Annotated in this window: 18 protein-coding genes; 10 read left to right on the forward strand and 8 right to left on the reverse strand. The window is 28.9% G+C overall.

The window, feature by feature from the left end; all coding sequences use genetic code 11:
• Positions 1 to 165: 165 nt before the first annotated feature.
• From SY27_RS08195 to SY27_RS08230, 8 genes are all read right to left on the reverse strand, one after another.
• Complete coding sequence (locus SY27_RS08195) at positions 166 to 879, reverse strand: hypothetical protein (RefSeq protein ID WP_045969043.1); 714 nt, start codon at positions 877 to 879, stop codon at positions 166 to 168.
• 109 nt (positions 880 to 988) lie between these two features.
• A complete protein-coding gene (locus tag SY27_RS08200) occupies positions 989 to 1,555 on the reverse strand; it encodes a hypothetical protein (protein ID WP_045969045.1) in 567 nt (188 codons plus the stop codon).
• Entirely contained in the window at positions 1,556 to 2,509 is a 954-nt protein-coding gene (locus SY27_RS08205) for a polymorphic toxin type 23 domain-containing protein (RefSeq protein WP_045969047.1), read from the reverse strand.
• 7 nt (positions 2,510 to 2,516) lie between these two features.
• Positions 2,517 to 2,912, reverse strand: coding sequence for a type VI secretion system tube protein TssD (gene tssD, locus SY27_RS08210; RefSeq protein WP_045969049.1), 396 nt, complete (start codon positions 2,910 to 2,912; stop codon positions 2,517 to 2,519).
• Positions 2,913 to 2,999: 87 nt separating this feature from the next.
• Positions 3,000 to 3,386, reverse strand: a complete 387-nt coding sequence (gene tssD, locus SY27_RS08215; protein ID WP_045969051.1) for a type VI secretion system tube protein TssD — start codon at positions 3,384 to 3,386, stop codon at positions 3,000 to 3,002.
• Between the two features lie 117 nt (positions 3,387 to 3,503).
• On the reverse strand, positions 3,504 to 4,871 hold the full coding sequence (locus SY27_RS08220) for a DUF5458 family protein (RefSeq protein WP_045969053.1): 1,368 nt from the start codon (positions 4,869 to 4,871) through the stop codon (positions 3,504 to 3,506).
• A gap of 8 nt (positions 4,872 to 4,879) precedes the next feature.
• Positions 4,880 to 5,344 carry a hypothetical protein gene (locus SY27_RS08225; protein WP_045969055.1) on the reverse strand — a complete coding sequence of 155 codons (465 nt, stop codon included), beginning with the start codon at positions 5,342 to 5,344 and terminating at the stop codon, positions 4,880 to 4,882.
• Between the two features lie 37 nt (positions 5,345 to 5,381).
• Complete coding sequence (locus SY27_RS08230) at positions 5,382 to 6,368, reverse strand: PKD domain-containing protein (protein WP_045969057.1); 987 nt, start codon at positions 6,366 to 6,368, stop codon at positions 5,382 to 5,384.
• Between the two features lie 200 nt (positions 6,369 to 6,568).
• On the opposite strand from SY27_RS08230, the gene SY27_RS08235 reads away from it, so the two are divergent.
• The 10 genes from SY27_RS08235 to SY27_RS08280 all read left to right on the forward strand — a co-directional run bounded on the left by SY27_RS08235 (position 6,569) and on the right by SY27_RS08280 (position 17,279).
• Positions 6,569 to 7,315 (forward strand): electron transfer flavoprotein subunit beta/FixA family protein, encoded by a 747-nt coding sequence (locus SY27_RS08235; protein ID WP_045969059.1) that lies wholly within the window; start codon positions 6,569 to 6,571, stop codon positions 7,313 to 7,315.
• Between the two features lie 32 nt (positions 7,316 to 7,347).
• On the forward strand, positions 7,348 to 8,316 hold the full coding sequence (locus tag SY27_RS08240) for an electron transfer flavoprotein subunit alpha/FixB family protein (protein WP_045969061.1): 969 nt from the start codon (positions 7,348 to 7,350) through the stop codon (positions 8,314 to 8,316).
• Positions 8,317 to 8,557: 241 nt separating this feature from the next.
• Positions 8,558 to 9,187, forward strand: a complete 630-nt coding sequence (locus SY27_RS08245; RefSeq protein WP_045969063.1) for a bifunctional nuclease family protein — start codon at positions 8,558 to 8,560, stop codon at positions 9,185 to 9,187.
• Between the two features lie 23 nt (positions 9,188 to 9,210).
• On the forward strand, positions 9,211 to 10,875 hold the full coding sequence (locus tag SY27_RS08250; protein WP_045969065.1) for a NupC/NupG family nucleoside CNT transporter: 1,665 nt from the start codon (positions 9,211 to 9,213) through the stop codon (positions 10,873 to 10,875).
• Positions 10,876 to 10,893: 18 nt separating this feature from the next.
• Entirely contained in the window at positions 10,894 to 11,238 is a 345-nt protein-coding gene (locus SY27_RS08255) for a hypothetical protein (RefSeq protein ID WP_045969067.1), read from the forward strand.
• A gap of 35 nt (positions 11,239 to 11,273) precedes the next feature.
• Entirely contained in the window at positions 11,274 to 12,098 is an 825-nt protein-coding gene (locus tag SY27_RS08260; protein WP_045969069.1) for a thymidylate synthase, read from the forward strand.
• 9 nt (positions 12,099 to 12,107) lie between these two features.
• Positions 12,108 to 12,872, forward strand: coding sequence for an energy transducer TonB (locus SY27_RS18185; RefSeq protein ID WP_052705227.1), 765 nt, complete (start codon positions 12,108 to 12,110; stop codon positions 12,870 to 12,872).
• Between the two features lie 104 nt (positions 12,873 to 12,976).
• Positions 12,977 to 15,418, forward strand: a complete 2,442-nt coding sequence (locus SY27_RS08270; protein WP_045969071.1) for a zinc-dependent metalloprotease — start codon at positions 12,977 to 12,979, stop codon at positions 15,416 to 15,418.
• Between the two features lie 464 nt (positions 15,419 to 15,882).
• Positions 15,883 to 16,581: a DUF547 domain-containing protein gene (locus SY27_RS08275; RefSeq protein WP_045969073.1), complete on the forward strand. Its 699-nt coding sequence runs from the start codon at positions 15,883 to 15,885 to the stop codon at positions 16,579 to 16,581.
• Positions 16,582 to 16,793: 212 nt separating this feature from the next.
• The gene (locus SY27_RS08280) at positions 16,794 to 17,279 is read left to right on the forward strand and encodes a dihydrofolate reductase (protein WP_045969075.1); all 486 of its coding nucleotides are present in this window, start codon (positions 16,794 to 16,796) and stop codon (positions 17,277 to 17,279) included.
• Positions 17,280 to 17,286: the final 7 nt, after the last annotated feature.

A 17,286-nucleotide genomic window follows, 5' to 3' on the forward strand; every position in this document is an offset into this window, starting at 1 on the left:
CGTATGTACTTTTTGATGAATAACTAATTTTGAAAATCGCGTAAGGGTTTCTCCTCCTATTTGGATGACTATTCGTGTACTTATTGCCATGATTTAACTTATTTTTTGTTAATAATATTCAATTATGTATTAATAAATTTTAGGGAATAGGCTTTTATGTAATAACTATTTTGAAAGTAACTCTAACTGTTCTTTTGCATGTATATAATCTGGTTGAACTTCTAATGCCTTTTTATAATCTAAAATTGCTTGTTTTTTATTTCTCATTTTAAGAAATAAATCACCTCTATTTGTTAAAATTTGAGCGCTTTTAGGCTCTTTCTCTAAAGCAATATTATAATTTAACATTGCTTCTTCATCTTGGTTAAAAGACAACAACAAAATAGCCTTTGAATTATATGCAATGCCCCAGTTTGGAGCAATTTTTAATAAATCTTCAATAGTTTGCAATGCTTTATAATACATATTTGTATCAGATAACAAACCTGCTTTATTTAAATAAAACCACTTATTTGTTCCATCTAATTGTATTGCTTCATCAAAAGATGTTAGTGCTGAATCTATATTATTTAGTTTATAATACATCTTCCCTTTAAAATTTTTAACATCTGCATTATTTGGAAGAATACTATCCAAAGTGATTGTTAGCTGCAACGCAGAAGTGTAATCTTTATCTCTAAGTTCCTGAGCAATTCTGGAGTTAAGCATTTTAGCATCATCAGGAAAGTTTTTTATTCTTTCTTTCAGTGCTATATTTTCAAAATTCAATTCTTTTAAATAAATATTATCAAATGTATCATTTAAAGATTGACTTGATAAGTTATGTGAATTAAGAAAAAGTAAAAAAACTATTAAATATTGTAAACCATTTTTTTTCATTTGGTATTAATTTTAATAATATCATTCAGTGTAATTCTAACACTAAGACCTATTTTAAAATACCTAATAACGATTAAACAGAATATTTTAAAATATTCTAAGTAAGACATTAAAGATTAATAGGATAGTAAATATACTTTACAGTATTTTCTTTATTATTACTCTCTCTATCTCTTGAAAAAATTGTATCTGCAATAATTACTGCATCTCTATAAGTGAATTTTTTCCTATACCAATTATAGGATTCTAAGAATAAACTATCCCCTTTAACTTTATAAACACTATAGTCTAAACTTGTGTTTATTTTTTTAATGCTTTCGGTTAAATCTTCTAAATTATAATATCCCCCTGACTCTTTCCACAAGCCATTATCTGTAAATTGGTAATAGAAATATCTGTTAAAAAAAATTATTGTATCCTTATTTGGAATATTTCCTTTTAATGCTGGATGATCCCTATCTGGATAATTTATTTTATAACTATCAACTTTATATTCAAATTTTTCTTCTGAAATAGAAATATAAATTCCATTCGTTTTCAACAATGATGACTTTGGTAAAACAAAATCTTTATTATAATATTTATATTCTTCTTTGGGTATTACCTTTTTAGAGTTATAAAATGACTTCTCACAACTCAATAAAATAAGAAAAAGTAAGAATGAATATTTTTTCAATTAAAATTGTTGATTTAATGGTGTGTATTGAAATTCCCAATAATTTGGTGCGCTAGAAGGTATAACATGGAAATTTATCTTGTTATGAATACTATTTTGAGACCACATGTGACTTGATCCAAGACCATTAACTCCGAACTCTCCTTGAGGTGTTCTTAATTTAAATGATGTTCTCCCTTGATTCAATTCAAAGTCATGCATTTGGTTATTCCATGTAACCCCATCTCTATAATCATTTAGATAGTCTTGTGTTAACTCTGAAGCAATATTAGGTTTGTGCACAAAATATTTATGATAAAAACTACTACCTTCAGGTGCTGCAACATTTTTATCAAACACATCTAATTTCATCTCATCAGAATTAACTAATTTACCATCTCTCATAAATTTTGAGCGTGGTTCAACATCAGTGTCAGCAGTAAAAACATCACTAGCAATAACAAATTGATAATCACTGTTTTTTGCTCCAAAAGTAAGATTTCCTCCTCCTGTCCACCATCTGTCATACCCATCACTAATTCCTATTTTTTTGAATCCTTGAAAATCGTTATAAGTTTGAAAGCTAAAATCATATGCTCTAACTTGTAAAAAACCTACTTGTTGATTTCTATTATTATTATTAAATATAAAATTAGTTCCTAAAGTAGCAGAATATTTATAATGATCTTCTAGACCTGAACCACTATTTAGATGTAGTGGATAAATTGTCATTGGATTACCTTTTCCGCCTCCAGCAGTAAGTTTAGCAGTAATAACGGTATCAATATTAAAATTTGAACTATTAGGTAAAGAACCTAAACCGCCATTATAAAAATTAACCCCTAAATTTATCCCTGGTGTTACAAAATCGAATTTCTTACTTACTCCTACTCCAGCTGTTCCAGACATATAAGTTTTAGGTCCTCCAAAGTGGATACTTAATCCTAAAAAAAAGTTAGCTTCTAATTCGTCCATTATACAGTTAGAATTTTAATGGCCAATTACGACTAAATTTAGATCCGTTCATAATTATTTCTTTTGCAGAAACAATTATTTCAACGCTCATTGATGAATTACTTTGAGATAAAAACACCTCATCATAACCTATACAATATCCATCATTAAATTGAAGTTCTCTCATCTTAGAAACTGCATCTCTTCTAAAAAAAGTTACTTTACCGTTTTTTGTTTGATTATTACTAACCATCCAATCAAATAACATTGTACTTTTGGTAGATTCTATAATAACCCTAAATCTTCCTCCATTAGGGTCTGCAGACGGTTTCCCACTTTTATCGATTTCTTGACCGATAGTAAATTGAAACTCTAAGACATTCATTACCTCTCCGTCAATCTCAAGTTTTGCTAAAAAAGACATATCTATTAAGTTTGATTAATTAAAAAAAAATGACAATAAAGGGTTAGCATTACTAACCCTTTAAATTACATTATTATAAAGAAAGGATTATACCCACTCGTTAATATGCTCACCACCACCCATAGAAATTTCTTTTGCAGAAATTGTGAAAGTTTCCACTAATGGATTAGTACCTGTAGCATCAAAAGATTCTTTATATTTAATTAAATAACCTTCTTTGAAGTTTAATTCTTTTAACTTAGCATCAGTATCACGTTTTACATACTGAATTGAACCATCTTTTCTTTCGAAGTTATTTGTCATCCATTCAAAGAAGAATGAATCACCTGTTGATTCAACTGTTAAATTGATTGTTCCTCCACGAGTAACAGAAGATGGTCTTCCGCTAGCATCAACTTCTTGGAATAAGTCATAAGACGCGTCTAAAATGTTTAATTCTTTTCCGCCAACTTTTAGTTTTGATTTAAATGACATAGTGTAATATTTAAAGATTAAAAATTAATGTTTATTATGTTTATTTGTTTTGTTTTTTCAAATATATCAAAAAAACTTTTGTAAATATATATTTTTTAAGATTTTTTTAAGATTTTTTTAAGATTCCGCATAATCAGTATCCCAATCATTACCTTCATCTCCTTTTTGACCATCCATTTTAATCAAAAAGTTCTTAGCAGGAAAGTATGGTTTTAATCGAATATCTAAGAAAATTCTATCTTTTTGATTTGGATCTTGTTCAAATCTTTTAATATCGAAATCTTCAATTAATTTATCTGGACCAGCAACATTATCTAGAAATTTCACAATTTGATTTAAAATTTCTTTTCTTGTTTTTGCGTTAAAGTTTTCAAAAGCTCTTCTATTTAAGAAGTCCATTAAAACCTTCGTTATGTAATCGAATACACGAACAACCGAATAAGTCTGAAGTCCTAAATTATCGCCATTAAATAATGTTTTACCTGAGAATGCCATGACTTTGCCATATTCATTAACCATAGGAATAAGTCCTAAGTTTTCCAAATTAGCAATTTCACTTTTCTTTAAGTCGAATTTAACACCATCAACTTCATTTATACCTCCAAATTTCTTACCCGCAGTAATTTGAGACATTAATGTATTATATACCTTTCCTGCTAATGCCATTGAAGGTGGAATATATAAGTTCTCCTCTTCTTCAATTTCATCATGTTTTCCTCTACCTACTAACCAGTTACATGCCATCATAACATTTGAACGATACGTGTCACCTCCTGATAGATTTGCCGATTCAAACATTTCCATAACATCATCCGGTTCATCTAAGTGTTGAAAATCAGTAATTAACATTACTTTATTATCATAAGCTATCTTAGCCCACTTTTCAATTACTTTATTTGAACCTAAGTACCCTGGAATTACTAATAAAGAATAATTTTGTCTTAAATCTAAACGATCAAATCCATTTACTAATTCTTCTTGTATATTATCAATAAATCTTGTGTTATCTAAATCGCTTAATTGATCTAATTCAGCATTAACAATTGAAATATTTTTCAACTTGGTTTCTTCTGTATTCTTATAAAATAAAGCTATACTTCTATAGTTTTCCTCAAGTTCTTTTGTTTCTTCAATTGCTATTTTAAGGTTTTTCTTTAATGTTTTTTCAGCTTCTTCTGCTTTTTCAGTACAATCATTTACTAAATCTACTAGATTATCTGAAGTTTTTAGAGAATCCGCCCACAATCTTAAAATCTTTTTTAATGTTTCTCGCTCTCCTTTTTTATTTGACTCTGTAAGAAATATATTTTTTCTTGCTTTTCTATCTGGATTTAAATTTTGAACACCTTCAATTGAACCTTCTAATAAATCAAATCCTCCAAACTGAATAAATGATTCAAGGTTCTGTTCTAATGAACGTAATTCTAATTCCTTATGCTCTTGATTTATGCTTGATGCAGCACTATTGTTTTCATTATTTGCCATAGCTTTTCTTATTTGTCTGATTGATCAATTTCTGAAATTAAATTTTCTAAAGTATCTATTATAGCTTTCTTCGCATCTGGATCTTGCAATGCTAATTTTAGAACTTTATTTGTTTTCAATTGTTTGATCATTTTTTTATACTGTTCGTTCTTTGTTTTTAAATCAGTCAAAATTGAACTTTGTTGTGAAATTCCATTAATTGAAAAATCCCCCACATTTCTAAATTTCAATTCTTCTCTTATAGTTTGTCCGTTTTCGTCCTCAAATCCAACTTTTACTTTTGGGTCAAAATGTTCAAAAACTTCATCCATATTTTTTAACCCTGTAACTACTTCTGGTTTAACAGGAGTATTTAATGTTAATTTCTGAGCTATTAATGTTCTATTTTGTGGAATTTCAAGAATACTTTCTTGTCCTTCTACTTTTACCTCGTTCCCACCGATTCCGTAGCTATTTGAAAATGTGTTTGCCATAATATAATTTTTATGATATAGATTTATTTATTTATTTTTAAAAGAATGTTCTAAACTTGAAACTCACATGTATTGTTTCAATACATTTATCTTTCTCTTTATTTATTACTACTTTTCTCACTTTTATTCCTTTGCTTTTTATCATCTTATACAACTGATCTAAAGACATATACCTCTTGTCACTATTCACTTTAATTAAAGGAGGTGAATCAAAACAAAAATTATTTTTAAAATTACTTAATGAAATTTTATCTTCTGAAATCGAATACATCAACTCTGTAAATTCACTTTCTGTTACTGTTTTTATAACTACAGGAATAGGTTTTACATCTTCTATTTCTGTAAAAGGCTTAACTAAATTATCTATTTTTTTAACTTCAGTCCTTTTTGTTTTCTTTTCTGTTTTTTTAATATCTCTAGAAACTACAACAACATCTTTAAATACAATATTTTTCTTATCATCATTAACAACAAGTGATACTGTTTTTACTCCTATAGTATTAAATGTATATTTAGGATTTTTTTCTCTACTATCAACCGTTTCAGTTTCTCCAAATCTCCATTCCCAACTATTCGAATTCATTGTTTTATCTGAAAACTGAACAACATCTCCTTGCTTCACTCTACTTGGCACTTCAAAATCAACTTCTAATTTTTCTTTTACAACTAAAACTTTTGGAGAAATTTTTATTGTTTTCTCAACAGTACACACATTATTAACTAACAACTTCACTTTATAAGCTCCTGCTTTTGTAAACACATGTCCTATTTTAGATTTATAGGATATCTCTGTTCCGTCTCCAAAATACCATCTCCAAGAAAACGAACCTTTAGAATCATCAGAAAAAGTTATCAATTCTCCTACAGTATATTCATTCGCATCAATTTTAAAATCTGTTATTTCACAAGTCACCTCATTAGCTTTCTGAAAAGCTAAAAGAGCGCAAGAAAAAATAAAAATTAATATAAAAAAGACGATTACCTTAAAATCAAAATGTGTTTTTATTTGGCTTTGAGTATTCATTTGTAAATTATAGTTATCTAAATTTCTTAATTAAGAACTCTCCAAATATATAAAAAAAATAATTAGTTCATAATCATAAAAATTAACAATTTATCATAATTTACAAAAAAATTAAATTTATTATGCATGCATAGTAATTTATTCTTTTTTTTTAGTAAATTCGTAACCTTGAATTATAAACCCTATTTAATTTATAAATAATGAAAATATTAGTTTGCATCAGTCATGTACCTGATACTACATCAAAAATTAACTTCACAAATAACGATACAGAATTTGATACTAATGGTGTTCAATTCGTTATAAATCCTAATGATGAATTCGGTTTAACAAAAGCTGTTATGTTAAAAGAACAACAAGGAGCAAGTGTAACCGTAGTTAATGTAGGAGGAACAGACGCTGAAGCCACATTAAGAAAAGCTCTTGCAATAGGTGCTGACGAAGCGATAAGAATAAACGCAAACCCAACAGACGGTATGTTTGTAGCAAAACAACTTGCAGAAGTTGTAAAGCAAGGAGGTTATGATCTTATCATTGCAGGAAAAGAGTCTTTAGACTATAACGGAGGAATGGTTCCAGGTATGTTGGCAGGAATTCTTAATTACAATTTTGTGAATTCTTGCACTGGACTTGAGATTGATGGTTCAAATGCTAAGGTAATTAGAGAAATTGATGGCGGAAAAGAAACTCTTTCAACTTCTCTACCATTAATTATAGGTGGACAAAAAGGATTAGTCGAAGAAAAAGATTTACGAATTCCTAACATGAGAGGAATTATGATGGCTCGTTCAAAAGCATTAACAGTAAATGAGCCAACAAATGACAACAACGCAACTAAAGCTGTAAAATTTGAAAAGCCTGCTCCAAAATCGGCAGTAAAACTAGTTAGCGCTGATAATTTAGACGAATTAGTAAATTTACTTCATAACGAAGCTAAGGTAATCTAATAGCTTAATCATTAACTCTTAAATTTAAAGAAATGTCAATTTTAATATATGCTGAATCAGCAGAAGGAAAATTCAAAAAAGTAGCATACGAAGCTGCTTCATACGCAAAGAAAGTAGCAGATTCATTAGGAACAACAGTAACAGCAGTAACTATAAATAATAACAATACTTCTGAGCTAGCTAAATACGGTGTCTCAAAAGTGTTAAAAGTTACAAATGATAATTTATCAAAATTTAATGCAAAAGCATATTCAGACACTATAAAACAAGCCGCTGAAAAAGAAGCTTCAAAATTAATCATCTTAAGTTCTACAACAGATAGTTTATATTTAGCCCCACTAGTTTCAGTAGCATTAGATGCAGGTTACGCATCAAATGTTGTTGCATTACCTTTAAATACAGCACCTTTTCAAGTTAAAAGAACAGCTTTCTCAAACAAAGCATTCAATATAACAGAAATCACAACAGACGTTAAAGTAATTGCTATTGCAAAAAATTCTTTTGGACTAGTAGAATCTGAAACATCTCTTTCTGAAGAAGATTTCACTCCTACATTAAATGATACTGATTTTAATATTAAAGTAGAAAATATTGAAAAAGTTACTGGCAAGGTAACAATTGCAGATGCTGAAATTGTAGTTTCTGCTGGTCGCGGAATGAAAGGACCTGAAAACTGGGGAATGATTGAAGAATTAGCTTCAGTTTTAGGAGCAGCAACTGCTTGTTCTAAACCTGTTTCAGATATTGGATGGAGACCTCATAGTGAACACGTAGGACAAACTGGAAAACCAGTAGCCGCAAATTTATATATTGCAGTTGGTATTTCTGGAGCTATTCAACATATCGCTGGAATAAACTCTTCAAAAGTAAAAGTAGTTATCAATACTGATGCAGAGGCTCCTTTCTTTAAAGTAGCAGATTACGGAGTAGTTGGTGATGCATTTGAAGTTGTACCAAAACTAATCGAAAAACTAAAAGAATTCAAAGCAAATAATGCTTAATTTTTAGTGGTTTAAAAATATATTATATTTAAATTAGAGTTATCTTTGTTAAGATGGCTCTTTTTTTTATTTTTGGGGCGATATGGATTGTACTTTTCTACTATCCATTTCCCTGTTGTTCAGTATAATCTGATGTTCCTGTTTAGATTTTAATTTCATCAGGTTAGATAGAAAAGACCCATATATAACAATAATCTTTAAGTATTGAGTTTTTTACTCGATATTTAATATAAATTAGATAATGAGTTTAGTAAAATTAACAATAAAGGGCATTTCATATAGCCAAACACAAAATGGAGCTTATGCTCTAATATTAAACGAGGTTGATGGAGAAAGGAAACTTCCTATAGTAATTGGTGCATTTGAAGCGCAATCAATAGCTATTGCTCTTGAAAAAGAAATTAAACCACCACGTCCGCTAACTCATGATTTATTCAAAAATTTTGCAGATCGATTTGATATTATAGTAAAACAAGTAATCATTCACAAACTTGTTGATGGCGTATTTTTCTCTAGTATAATATGCGAGAGAGACAAAATTGAAGAAATAATTGACGCTAGAACATCTGATGCAATAGCTTTAGCTCTAAGATTTAGCGCTCCTATTTTTACTTATAAAAATATTTTAGACAAGGCTGGAATATATCTTAAAATCAATCCTGCAGAAACAGAAGACAATAAAGATTCTAATGACGATGTTCTTTCAACTCCAGAAACTTTTGGAAACGTAGAACAATCATTGCCTATAACTGAAAGTTATTCTGATTACTCTTTACAAGAATTATACAACAAATTAGAAGAAGCTGTACAAAACGAAGACTATGAAAAAGCAGCTAAAATAAGAGATGAAATCTCTAAGAAAGAATCCTAAAACTTAAACTAATCACGCAAAAAATGTTAAAAAGAATATTTTTATTAATTGCACTTGCTTTTTCATTTTCAACAGTTAATGCTCAAGAAATTGAAAAAAAATGGCAATTAAATACCTCTAAAAATGATTTCCTTGAATTAAAAAACGGAACATACAACTTCAACTTATCTACTGATAGTATTAATCAAAAAGGAGATTATTTAGTACAAGATAAATTTTTATTTCTTTTCGAAAACGGATCCGATTCACCAACGAAGAGATTTCTTATTGATACAAAAACCGACTCTACTCTTATTCTTAAAAAAGGAGAAAAAGCCTATTCGTTCTTTTCATCAAACAAAGTAAAAACACCTATTGTAAACAATAGCACTACTTTAATTGAAAGTAGCGGATTAACTGCTACAGGTATTGGAAGAGGAGTCTTAGGAATGCTAGCATTATTAGGTATTGCAGCATTGTTTAGTGCAAACAGAAAAGCTATAAACTGGAGAACTGTTGGTCTAGGCTTAGCTGCACAATTAATATTAGCAATTGGTGTATTAAAAGTTTCTTTTGTTAAATCTGCCTTTGAATTTGTCGGAAATTTGTTTGTACTAGTACTAGATTTTACTAGAGCTGGTAGTGAGTTTTTATTGGGAGGAATGATGAACGTTGAAAGTTTCGGTTTCATCTTCTTATTTCAAGTATTACCGACAATTATTTTCTTCTCTGCATTAACATCTTTATTATTTTATCTAGGAATAATTCAAATTGTTGTAAAAGGACTAGCTAAAATACTAACAAAATTACTTCACATTTCAGGTGCAGAAAGTTTATCGGTAGCAGGAAACATCTTTTTAGGACAAACAGAAGCTCCTTTAATGATTAAAGCTTACTTAGAAAAAATGAATAAAAGTGAAATATTATTAGTAATGGTTGGCGGAATGGCAACAGTTGCTGGTGGTGTTTTAGCTGCATATATTGGATTTTTAGGAGGAAATGATCCTGTGCTTCGTTTAGAATTTGCAAAACACCTACTTGCCGCTTCTGTAATGGCTGCCCCAGGAGCAATAGTAATTTCAAAAATATTATACCCACAAACAGAAAGTATAAATACAAATGTAGAAGTTTCTAAAGAAAAAATTGGTTCAAACATATTAGATGCTATTTCAACAGGGACAACTGAAGGATTAAAACTAGCTGCAAATGTAGCCGCAATGCTCTTAGTCTTCATTGCTTTTATTGCTATGATTAACCATACGCTTGGCTGGATTGGAGATTGGTCTGGTCTAAACAACGTTATTGCTGATAACACTCCATATTCTAAATTTTCACTTGAAACTATCCTAGGATTAATTTTTTCACCTTTAATGTGGCTAATTGGTGTCGCAAAAGAAGATATGATGTTAATGGGACAATTATTAGGTATTAAATTAGCAGCTTCAGAATTTGTAGGATATATTCAACTAGCAGAACTAAAAAATGTGGCAAATGACATCCATTTCACCTATCAAAAATCTGTAATCATGGCAACATATATGTTATGCGGTTTTGCTAACTTTGCTTCAATTGGAATTCAAATTGGAGGAATTGGTTCGCTAGCTCCTAACCAAAGAAAAACTTTATCCGAATTTGGCTTAAAAGCTGTAATTGGTGGAAGTATAGCGTCACTATTATCAGCAACTATTGCAGGAATGATTATTGGATAAAATATAAAATGTTTCATTATGCTTATAATTCATTATTTCAAATGCAATTTCTGCAATAAAGAAAACAAAATTAAAATAGCGGAAGATGATAGAGGAGCTTTACAAATGAAAAAAGGAGATGAAATTCCTTATTCTTGTTTGGAATGCCACAAAAAAGACAAAATACATATCAATAAAATAAGAGCAATACCTTCAATAACTGTCTTTGCTTTTGTTTCATTAATAAGTATTTTAATATCAATTGTATTGATTCTATTTTTTGGTTTACTTGCAACACTTTTATTTGGCTTACCAATGTTATTTTATCTATTTCAACAAGGACAAGCAAAACACTTTAATTCATACAGGATAAAAACAAAGTAGAAAAAGTAATCTTTCTAAAAAATTATAAATTTCAAATGCAACAATATCACGACCTAGTAAAGCATGTATTAACAAATGGCAATCAAAAAGGTGATCGCACAGGAACTGGAACTATTAGTGTTTTTGGTTATCAAATGCGTTTCGATTTAAGTAAAGGTTTTCCAATGGTTACCACTAAAAAACTACACTTAAAATCAATTATTTACGAATTATTGTGGTTTTTAAAAGGAGACACTAACATTTCTTACCTTAAAGAAAATGGAGTTAAAATTTGGGACGAATGGGCTGATGAAAATGGAGATTTAGGACCTGTTTATGGTCATCAATGGAGAAATTGGAACAGTGAAGAAATTGATCAAATTACCGAATTAATCGAAACCTTAAAAAACAATCCAAACAGCAGAAGAATGTTAGTTTCTGCATGGAATCCTAGTGTTTTACCAAATACTTCCGTCTCTTTCTCAGAAAATGTTGCTAATGGAAAAGCAGCCTTACCACCTTGTCATGCCTTTTTCCAATTTTATGTTGCTGATGGAAAATTAAGCTGTCAATTATATCAAAGAAGTGCTGATATATTCTTAGGAGTTCCTTTCAATATTGCTTCTTATGCTTTATTCACTATGATGGTTGCACAAGTTTGCGACTTACAAGTTGGTGATTTCATTCATACATTTGGAGATGCTCATATTTACAACAATCACATCGAGCAATTAGAATTACAATTATCTCGTGATTGTCGTCCTTTACCAACAATGAAATTAAATCCAGAAATTAAAAACATTTTCGATTTCAACTTTGAAGATTTTACTTTAGAAGGCTACGATCCGCATCCGCATATCAAAGGAGCTGTTGCCATTTAAATTAATAACATGAAGAAAATTGTATTTTTATTTTTATTAGTTTCAACATTTGGATTTTCACAAGAAGACGATTATTCAAAAATATTTTCAAATTTTGATAGTATTCAAAAAGGAAGTTTTCAATCACACATAAATCGAATAGTAAATTTAATTATTTATGACTATGCTAAACAAAAAAAGGAGAAATCTAGTGAAATTTTAATAATCACAAAAATAGATTCATTAGGAAAACTGAACTTAGTACACACCAAAGAAAGCACTCAGAATAAAGATATAAAAAAGTCTATTATTGCTCTTTACAAAAAAATTCCTCCATTTTTTATTGAAGGAATGCAAAATCAAACATTCACATCATATTTAACATTAGAAAACAATATAGATATTCCTAAATGGAGAGAAGATTTATTTAGCAAAAAAGAAAATAATATTAACAATTTTAATAGTCTTGAAAAAATACCCAGTTTCAAAAATTCCACTATTCAAGAAACTGATCCAATAAAAAACTTCAATACAAATATCTTAACTCATATTAAAAAAAACTTCAGATATCCATCTTATGCTTTAAAAAACAATATATCTGGACAAGTAACTATTTATTTTATCATTGAAAAAGAAGGAAACATTAAAACAATCATTTGCTATGATTCTCATCCTTCTTTACAATTAGAGAGCATCTCTATAATTAAAAAACTACCACAATTTAACCCTGGCTATATAAACAATGAACCTGTTCAAGTATCATTTAGCCTTCCTTTAACTTTCAAACTTCAATAAATCTTGTTATTATTTTCTTAAAAAAAGTAAAACCTTTTTCTCATTATTTGTAATTACACTATTTTTAGCTAAAATCTGTCTAATCAACAACCTATTTATTTATAATGAAAAAAATTACACTTCTAATTTTAATAGTATTATCCTTTAATAACAGTTATTCTCAATTTTGGAAAAAGAAAAAAGCCAAAAAAACAGAAACGATTGTTCCTGTTGAAAAGAAGAAAGAAGGAAAAATAAAAGACTATAACAGCATTATCACAAAAGAGGCTAAAACCACTTCCGGTCTATTCAAAGTTCACAAAGTAACCGACAAATATTATTTTGAAATCCCAAATAACCTACTAAATAAAGACATGCTTTTAGTCAGTAAGTTTGCTAAAGTTCCTAGTGGTCTAGGTGGTGGATATGTAAATGCTGGAACAGAGATGAACACTCAAATGATTGTTTGGGATAAATTTGAAGATAAACTTTTAATCAAAGTAAAATCAACAAATAGCATTGCAAACGATAGTCTTCCAATAAATATCTCAGTAAAAGCAAACAATAACGACGCCACTTTATATGCTTTTGACATTGCGTCTTTTTCTAAAGACTCAACGGCAATAGTAATTGATGTAACTAAATTTTTCTCAAGCGATGTAAAAGCCATTAGTGGATTATCTTCAGGAATAAGAGAAGCATATAAAGTAAAAAATTTAGATGAGAGTAGAAGTTTTATCAATTACATTAAAGCATTTCCTTTAAACATAGAGATTCTACAAGACTTTACTTATAACGCTTCAAAACCTTCAACATTAGCAAATACAGAAACCATTAGTGTTCAAATGAGTCAATCTATGATTCTATTACCAGAAGAACCTATGCGCCCTCGATTATTTGATTCACGAGTTGGCTGGTTCACTTTAAACAAATACGATTATAGTAGTGAAGAATTAAAATCAGACAAAAAAACATATATTAGAAGATGGAGATTGGAACCAAAAGACGCTGAAGCCTATGCAAGAGGAGAATTAGTTGAACCTATTAAACCCATAATTTATTATTTAGATCCTGCAACTCCTGAAAAGCTGAGACCTTACATAAAAAAAGGAGTTGAAGAATGGCAAAAATCTTTTGAAGCTGCTGGTTTCAAAAATGCAATTATTGCAAAAGATCCTCCTACAAAAGAAGAAGATCCTGATTTTAGTCCCGAAGATATTAGATACTCTGTAATACGATATGTAGCTAGTACAACAAGAAATGCTGTTGGACCTAGTATTTCAGACCCAAGAACTGGTGAAATAATAGAAAGTGATATTATTTGGTATCACAATCATTTACGTTCATACAGAAATCGATATTTAATTGAAACTGGTGCCGCAAACCCAACTGCACGAACATTACACACAAGTGAAGAAGAAATGGGCGAAATGATGCAAATGGTAATTGCTCATGAAGTTGGTCATGCTTTAGGGTTTCCTCATAATATGAGTGCAAGTTGCGCATATAATGTTGAAGATTACAGAAAACCTGCTTTTACAAAATTCAATGGAATTTCTGCTAGTATAATGGATTATGCAAGATTCAATTATATCGCACAGCCTGGTGACAAAGATGTTCGCTATATAAGACAAATGGGACCTTATGATACCTATGCTGTAAATTGGGGATATCGAATTATTCCAAATGCAAAAACACCAGAAGATGAAATCAAAACATTAGACAAATGGATTCTTGAAAAAGCAGGAAATCCAATATATGAGTTTGGGAAACAATCTAGTAATTTTGATCCTTATTCTCAAACAGAGGATATTGGAAACAATGCTATGTTAGCAAGTAATTATGCTATTAAAAACTTAAAAATTGTTGCAAAAAAATTACCTGAATGGACTAGTGACATATCAAATAATTATGAAGACTTAGAGGAACTTTACGGAGAATTATTATCTGCTTGGAGTAGATATATAGGCCATGTTGTTACCTATGTTGGAGGAGTTAACGAAACAGAAAAAAAACCAAATCAGAATGGAAATGTATACACAATAACACCTAAAGCAAAACAAAAAGAAGCTGTCAATTGGTTGTTAAAAAATGCTTTTTCAGACCAAGGTTGGTTAGTTGACTCTACTATCTTAAATAAGATTACTCCTGACGGATATCATCAAAAATTACTTTCTTACCAATCAAGACATTTATTCAATCTAATTAGCATTGAAAGACTTGGAAGATTATTGGATGCCGAATTTATTAATAAAGAAAATTATAAAGCCTTAGATTTATTATCTGATATAAGAAAAGGAATTTGGAAAAACAACGCAAAAACAGTATCAATCACAGAAAGAAACATCCAAAAATTACATTTAGAAAGAATGATTTCATTATACAATAATGATGCTAAACACAGCTACAATGTTTCTTCATCTGATATAAAATCATTAATATATGGAGAGTTATTACAGCTAAAATCAGACTTAACTATTGAAAAAAACCTAACAAGAGATACCGAAACCAAGTATCACTATCTAGAATGTATAAGCAGAATTGAAAAATGCTTTGAAAACAAATAAATTAAAAGCATCTTTTTTAAACATCTACTTTTTTAATTCACACAATAGTATTTTATAGTAAGTACTATTGTGTGTTTTGTTTAAAAAATATTTCTCTTCTAAATTATCAAATAAAAAACAAAATCATTATTTTAAAAACATATGATTTTAAAGTTAAAAAATTATCAATTATTGATTTAAAGCAAAAGATAAAAATACATACGTAAAAAAAACAACCACTTCTCTATATACACATAAATTTAAAATTCCAGTATTTAAAAATACTTTTATTCTTTAAAAAAAATCTGGCTCGTTTTTTGATTAATCTATTTATTGATTGCCAAAAAAACTTTACTCAAATGGTTTTCAAGCTTTTATTAAAAAAAAGAAAATCATTTTTAATTGAAAGATATGTAGAAACTAAAATAGTTTTACTATTTTTGCAATCGTTTTTCTAAATTAAAAAAAATATTTAAAGAAATCCCATGAAGAAAATTATTTTATTGTTATTACTGATTATCAACTCAACAGCATTTAGTCAAATTATTACTTTTTCAGAGTATGATGAATTCCTAAAAAAACATGTATCTACTAAAGGTGTTGTAGACTACGACAAAGTATTAAAAAACATTAAAGACATAAATAATATTACCTATAATTTTTCTAAAATTTCTCCAAATAAAAGTTGGTCAGAAGCAGAAGTAAAAACATACTGGATTAACGTTTACAATGCAAATGTTATAAAATTGTTAGCCGAAAATTATCCTATTAAAAGTATAAATTACATTAGAGATCCTTTTAAAATGGATTTCATTGACTTTGATGGCGAAAAAATTTCTCTAGATCATATAGAACACGAAATATTAAGACCTTTAAACGACCCTAGAATTCATTTTTCTTTATACTCAACTGCGATATCTTCTCCAGTTTTAAAAAATAGCGCTTATTCTTCGAATAGTATTGAATATGATTTAGACGTTGCTACTAGTCTTTTTATAAACGATCAATCTAAAAACATTTTAGGAACTGCAACTTCTCAATTATCTAAAGTATTTGAATGGTACTTTACTGATTTTATTGGAAATGTAACAATTGTTGATTTTATAAATAAGTACTCAACAACACATATTAGCTCTTCTACAAAATTAACGTTTTTAGAATACAACTGGAATCTTCACCGTTAATCAAGCAAAAGATTATACTAAATTATAAATAATGCCTATTTGATTTTGAAAATCAAATAGGCATTATTATTTATTCAATCATATAAAAACAGTAAATCTCATCTTTAAAAATTCATCAAACACTAAACCCTTAAAAGAATCACTTTTTAACGATAAAGATTTCCTTATATCAATAAAAAACCTATTTTAGCCATAATTTATTACAAAGAAAAATGTTCACTATTATAGCAGCTGCTTCTGAAAATAATGCTTTAGGTAAAAACAATGAATTAGTTTGGCACTTACCAAACGATTTCAAACGATTTAAAGCCTTAACAACAAATCATTATATTATTATGGGTAGAAAAACTTTTGAAAGTTTCCCTAAACCATTACCAAACAGAACACATATTATTATAACTAGACAAAAAAACTATAGCGCTCCAGAAGGATGTATAATTGTTGATAGTCTAAAAAAAGCAATCAATCTCTGCCCAAAAAATCAAGAGAATTTCATAATTGGTGGTGGAGAGATTTACAAGCAATCAATGGAAATAGCTGACAAAATAGAACTAACAAGAGTTCACACCAAAGTAGATGCTGATACTTTCTTTCCAGAAATTGACAAAAACGAATGGAATCTTATTGCTACAGAATCCCATCCAAAAGATGAAAAACATGCATTTGATTTTACATATTTAACGTATATTAAAAAATGAGAATTTT

It is taken from the genome of Flavobacterium sp. 316 (assembly GCF_000967805.1).
Taxonomy (GTDB): domain Bacteria; phylum Bacteroidota; class Bacteroidia; order Flavobacteriales; family Flavobacteriaceae; genus Flavobacterium; species Flavobacterium sediminilitoris.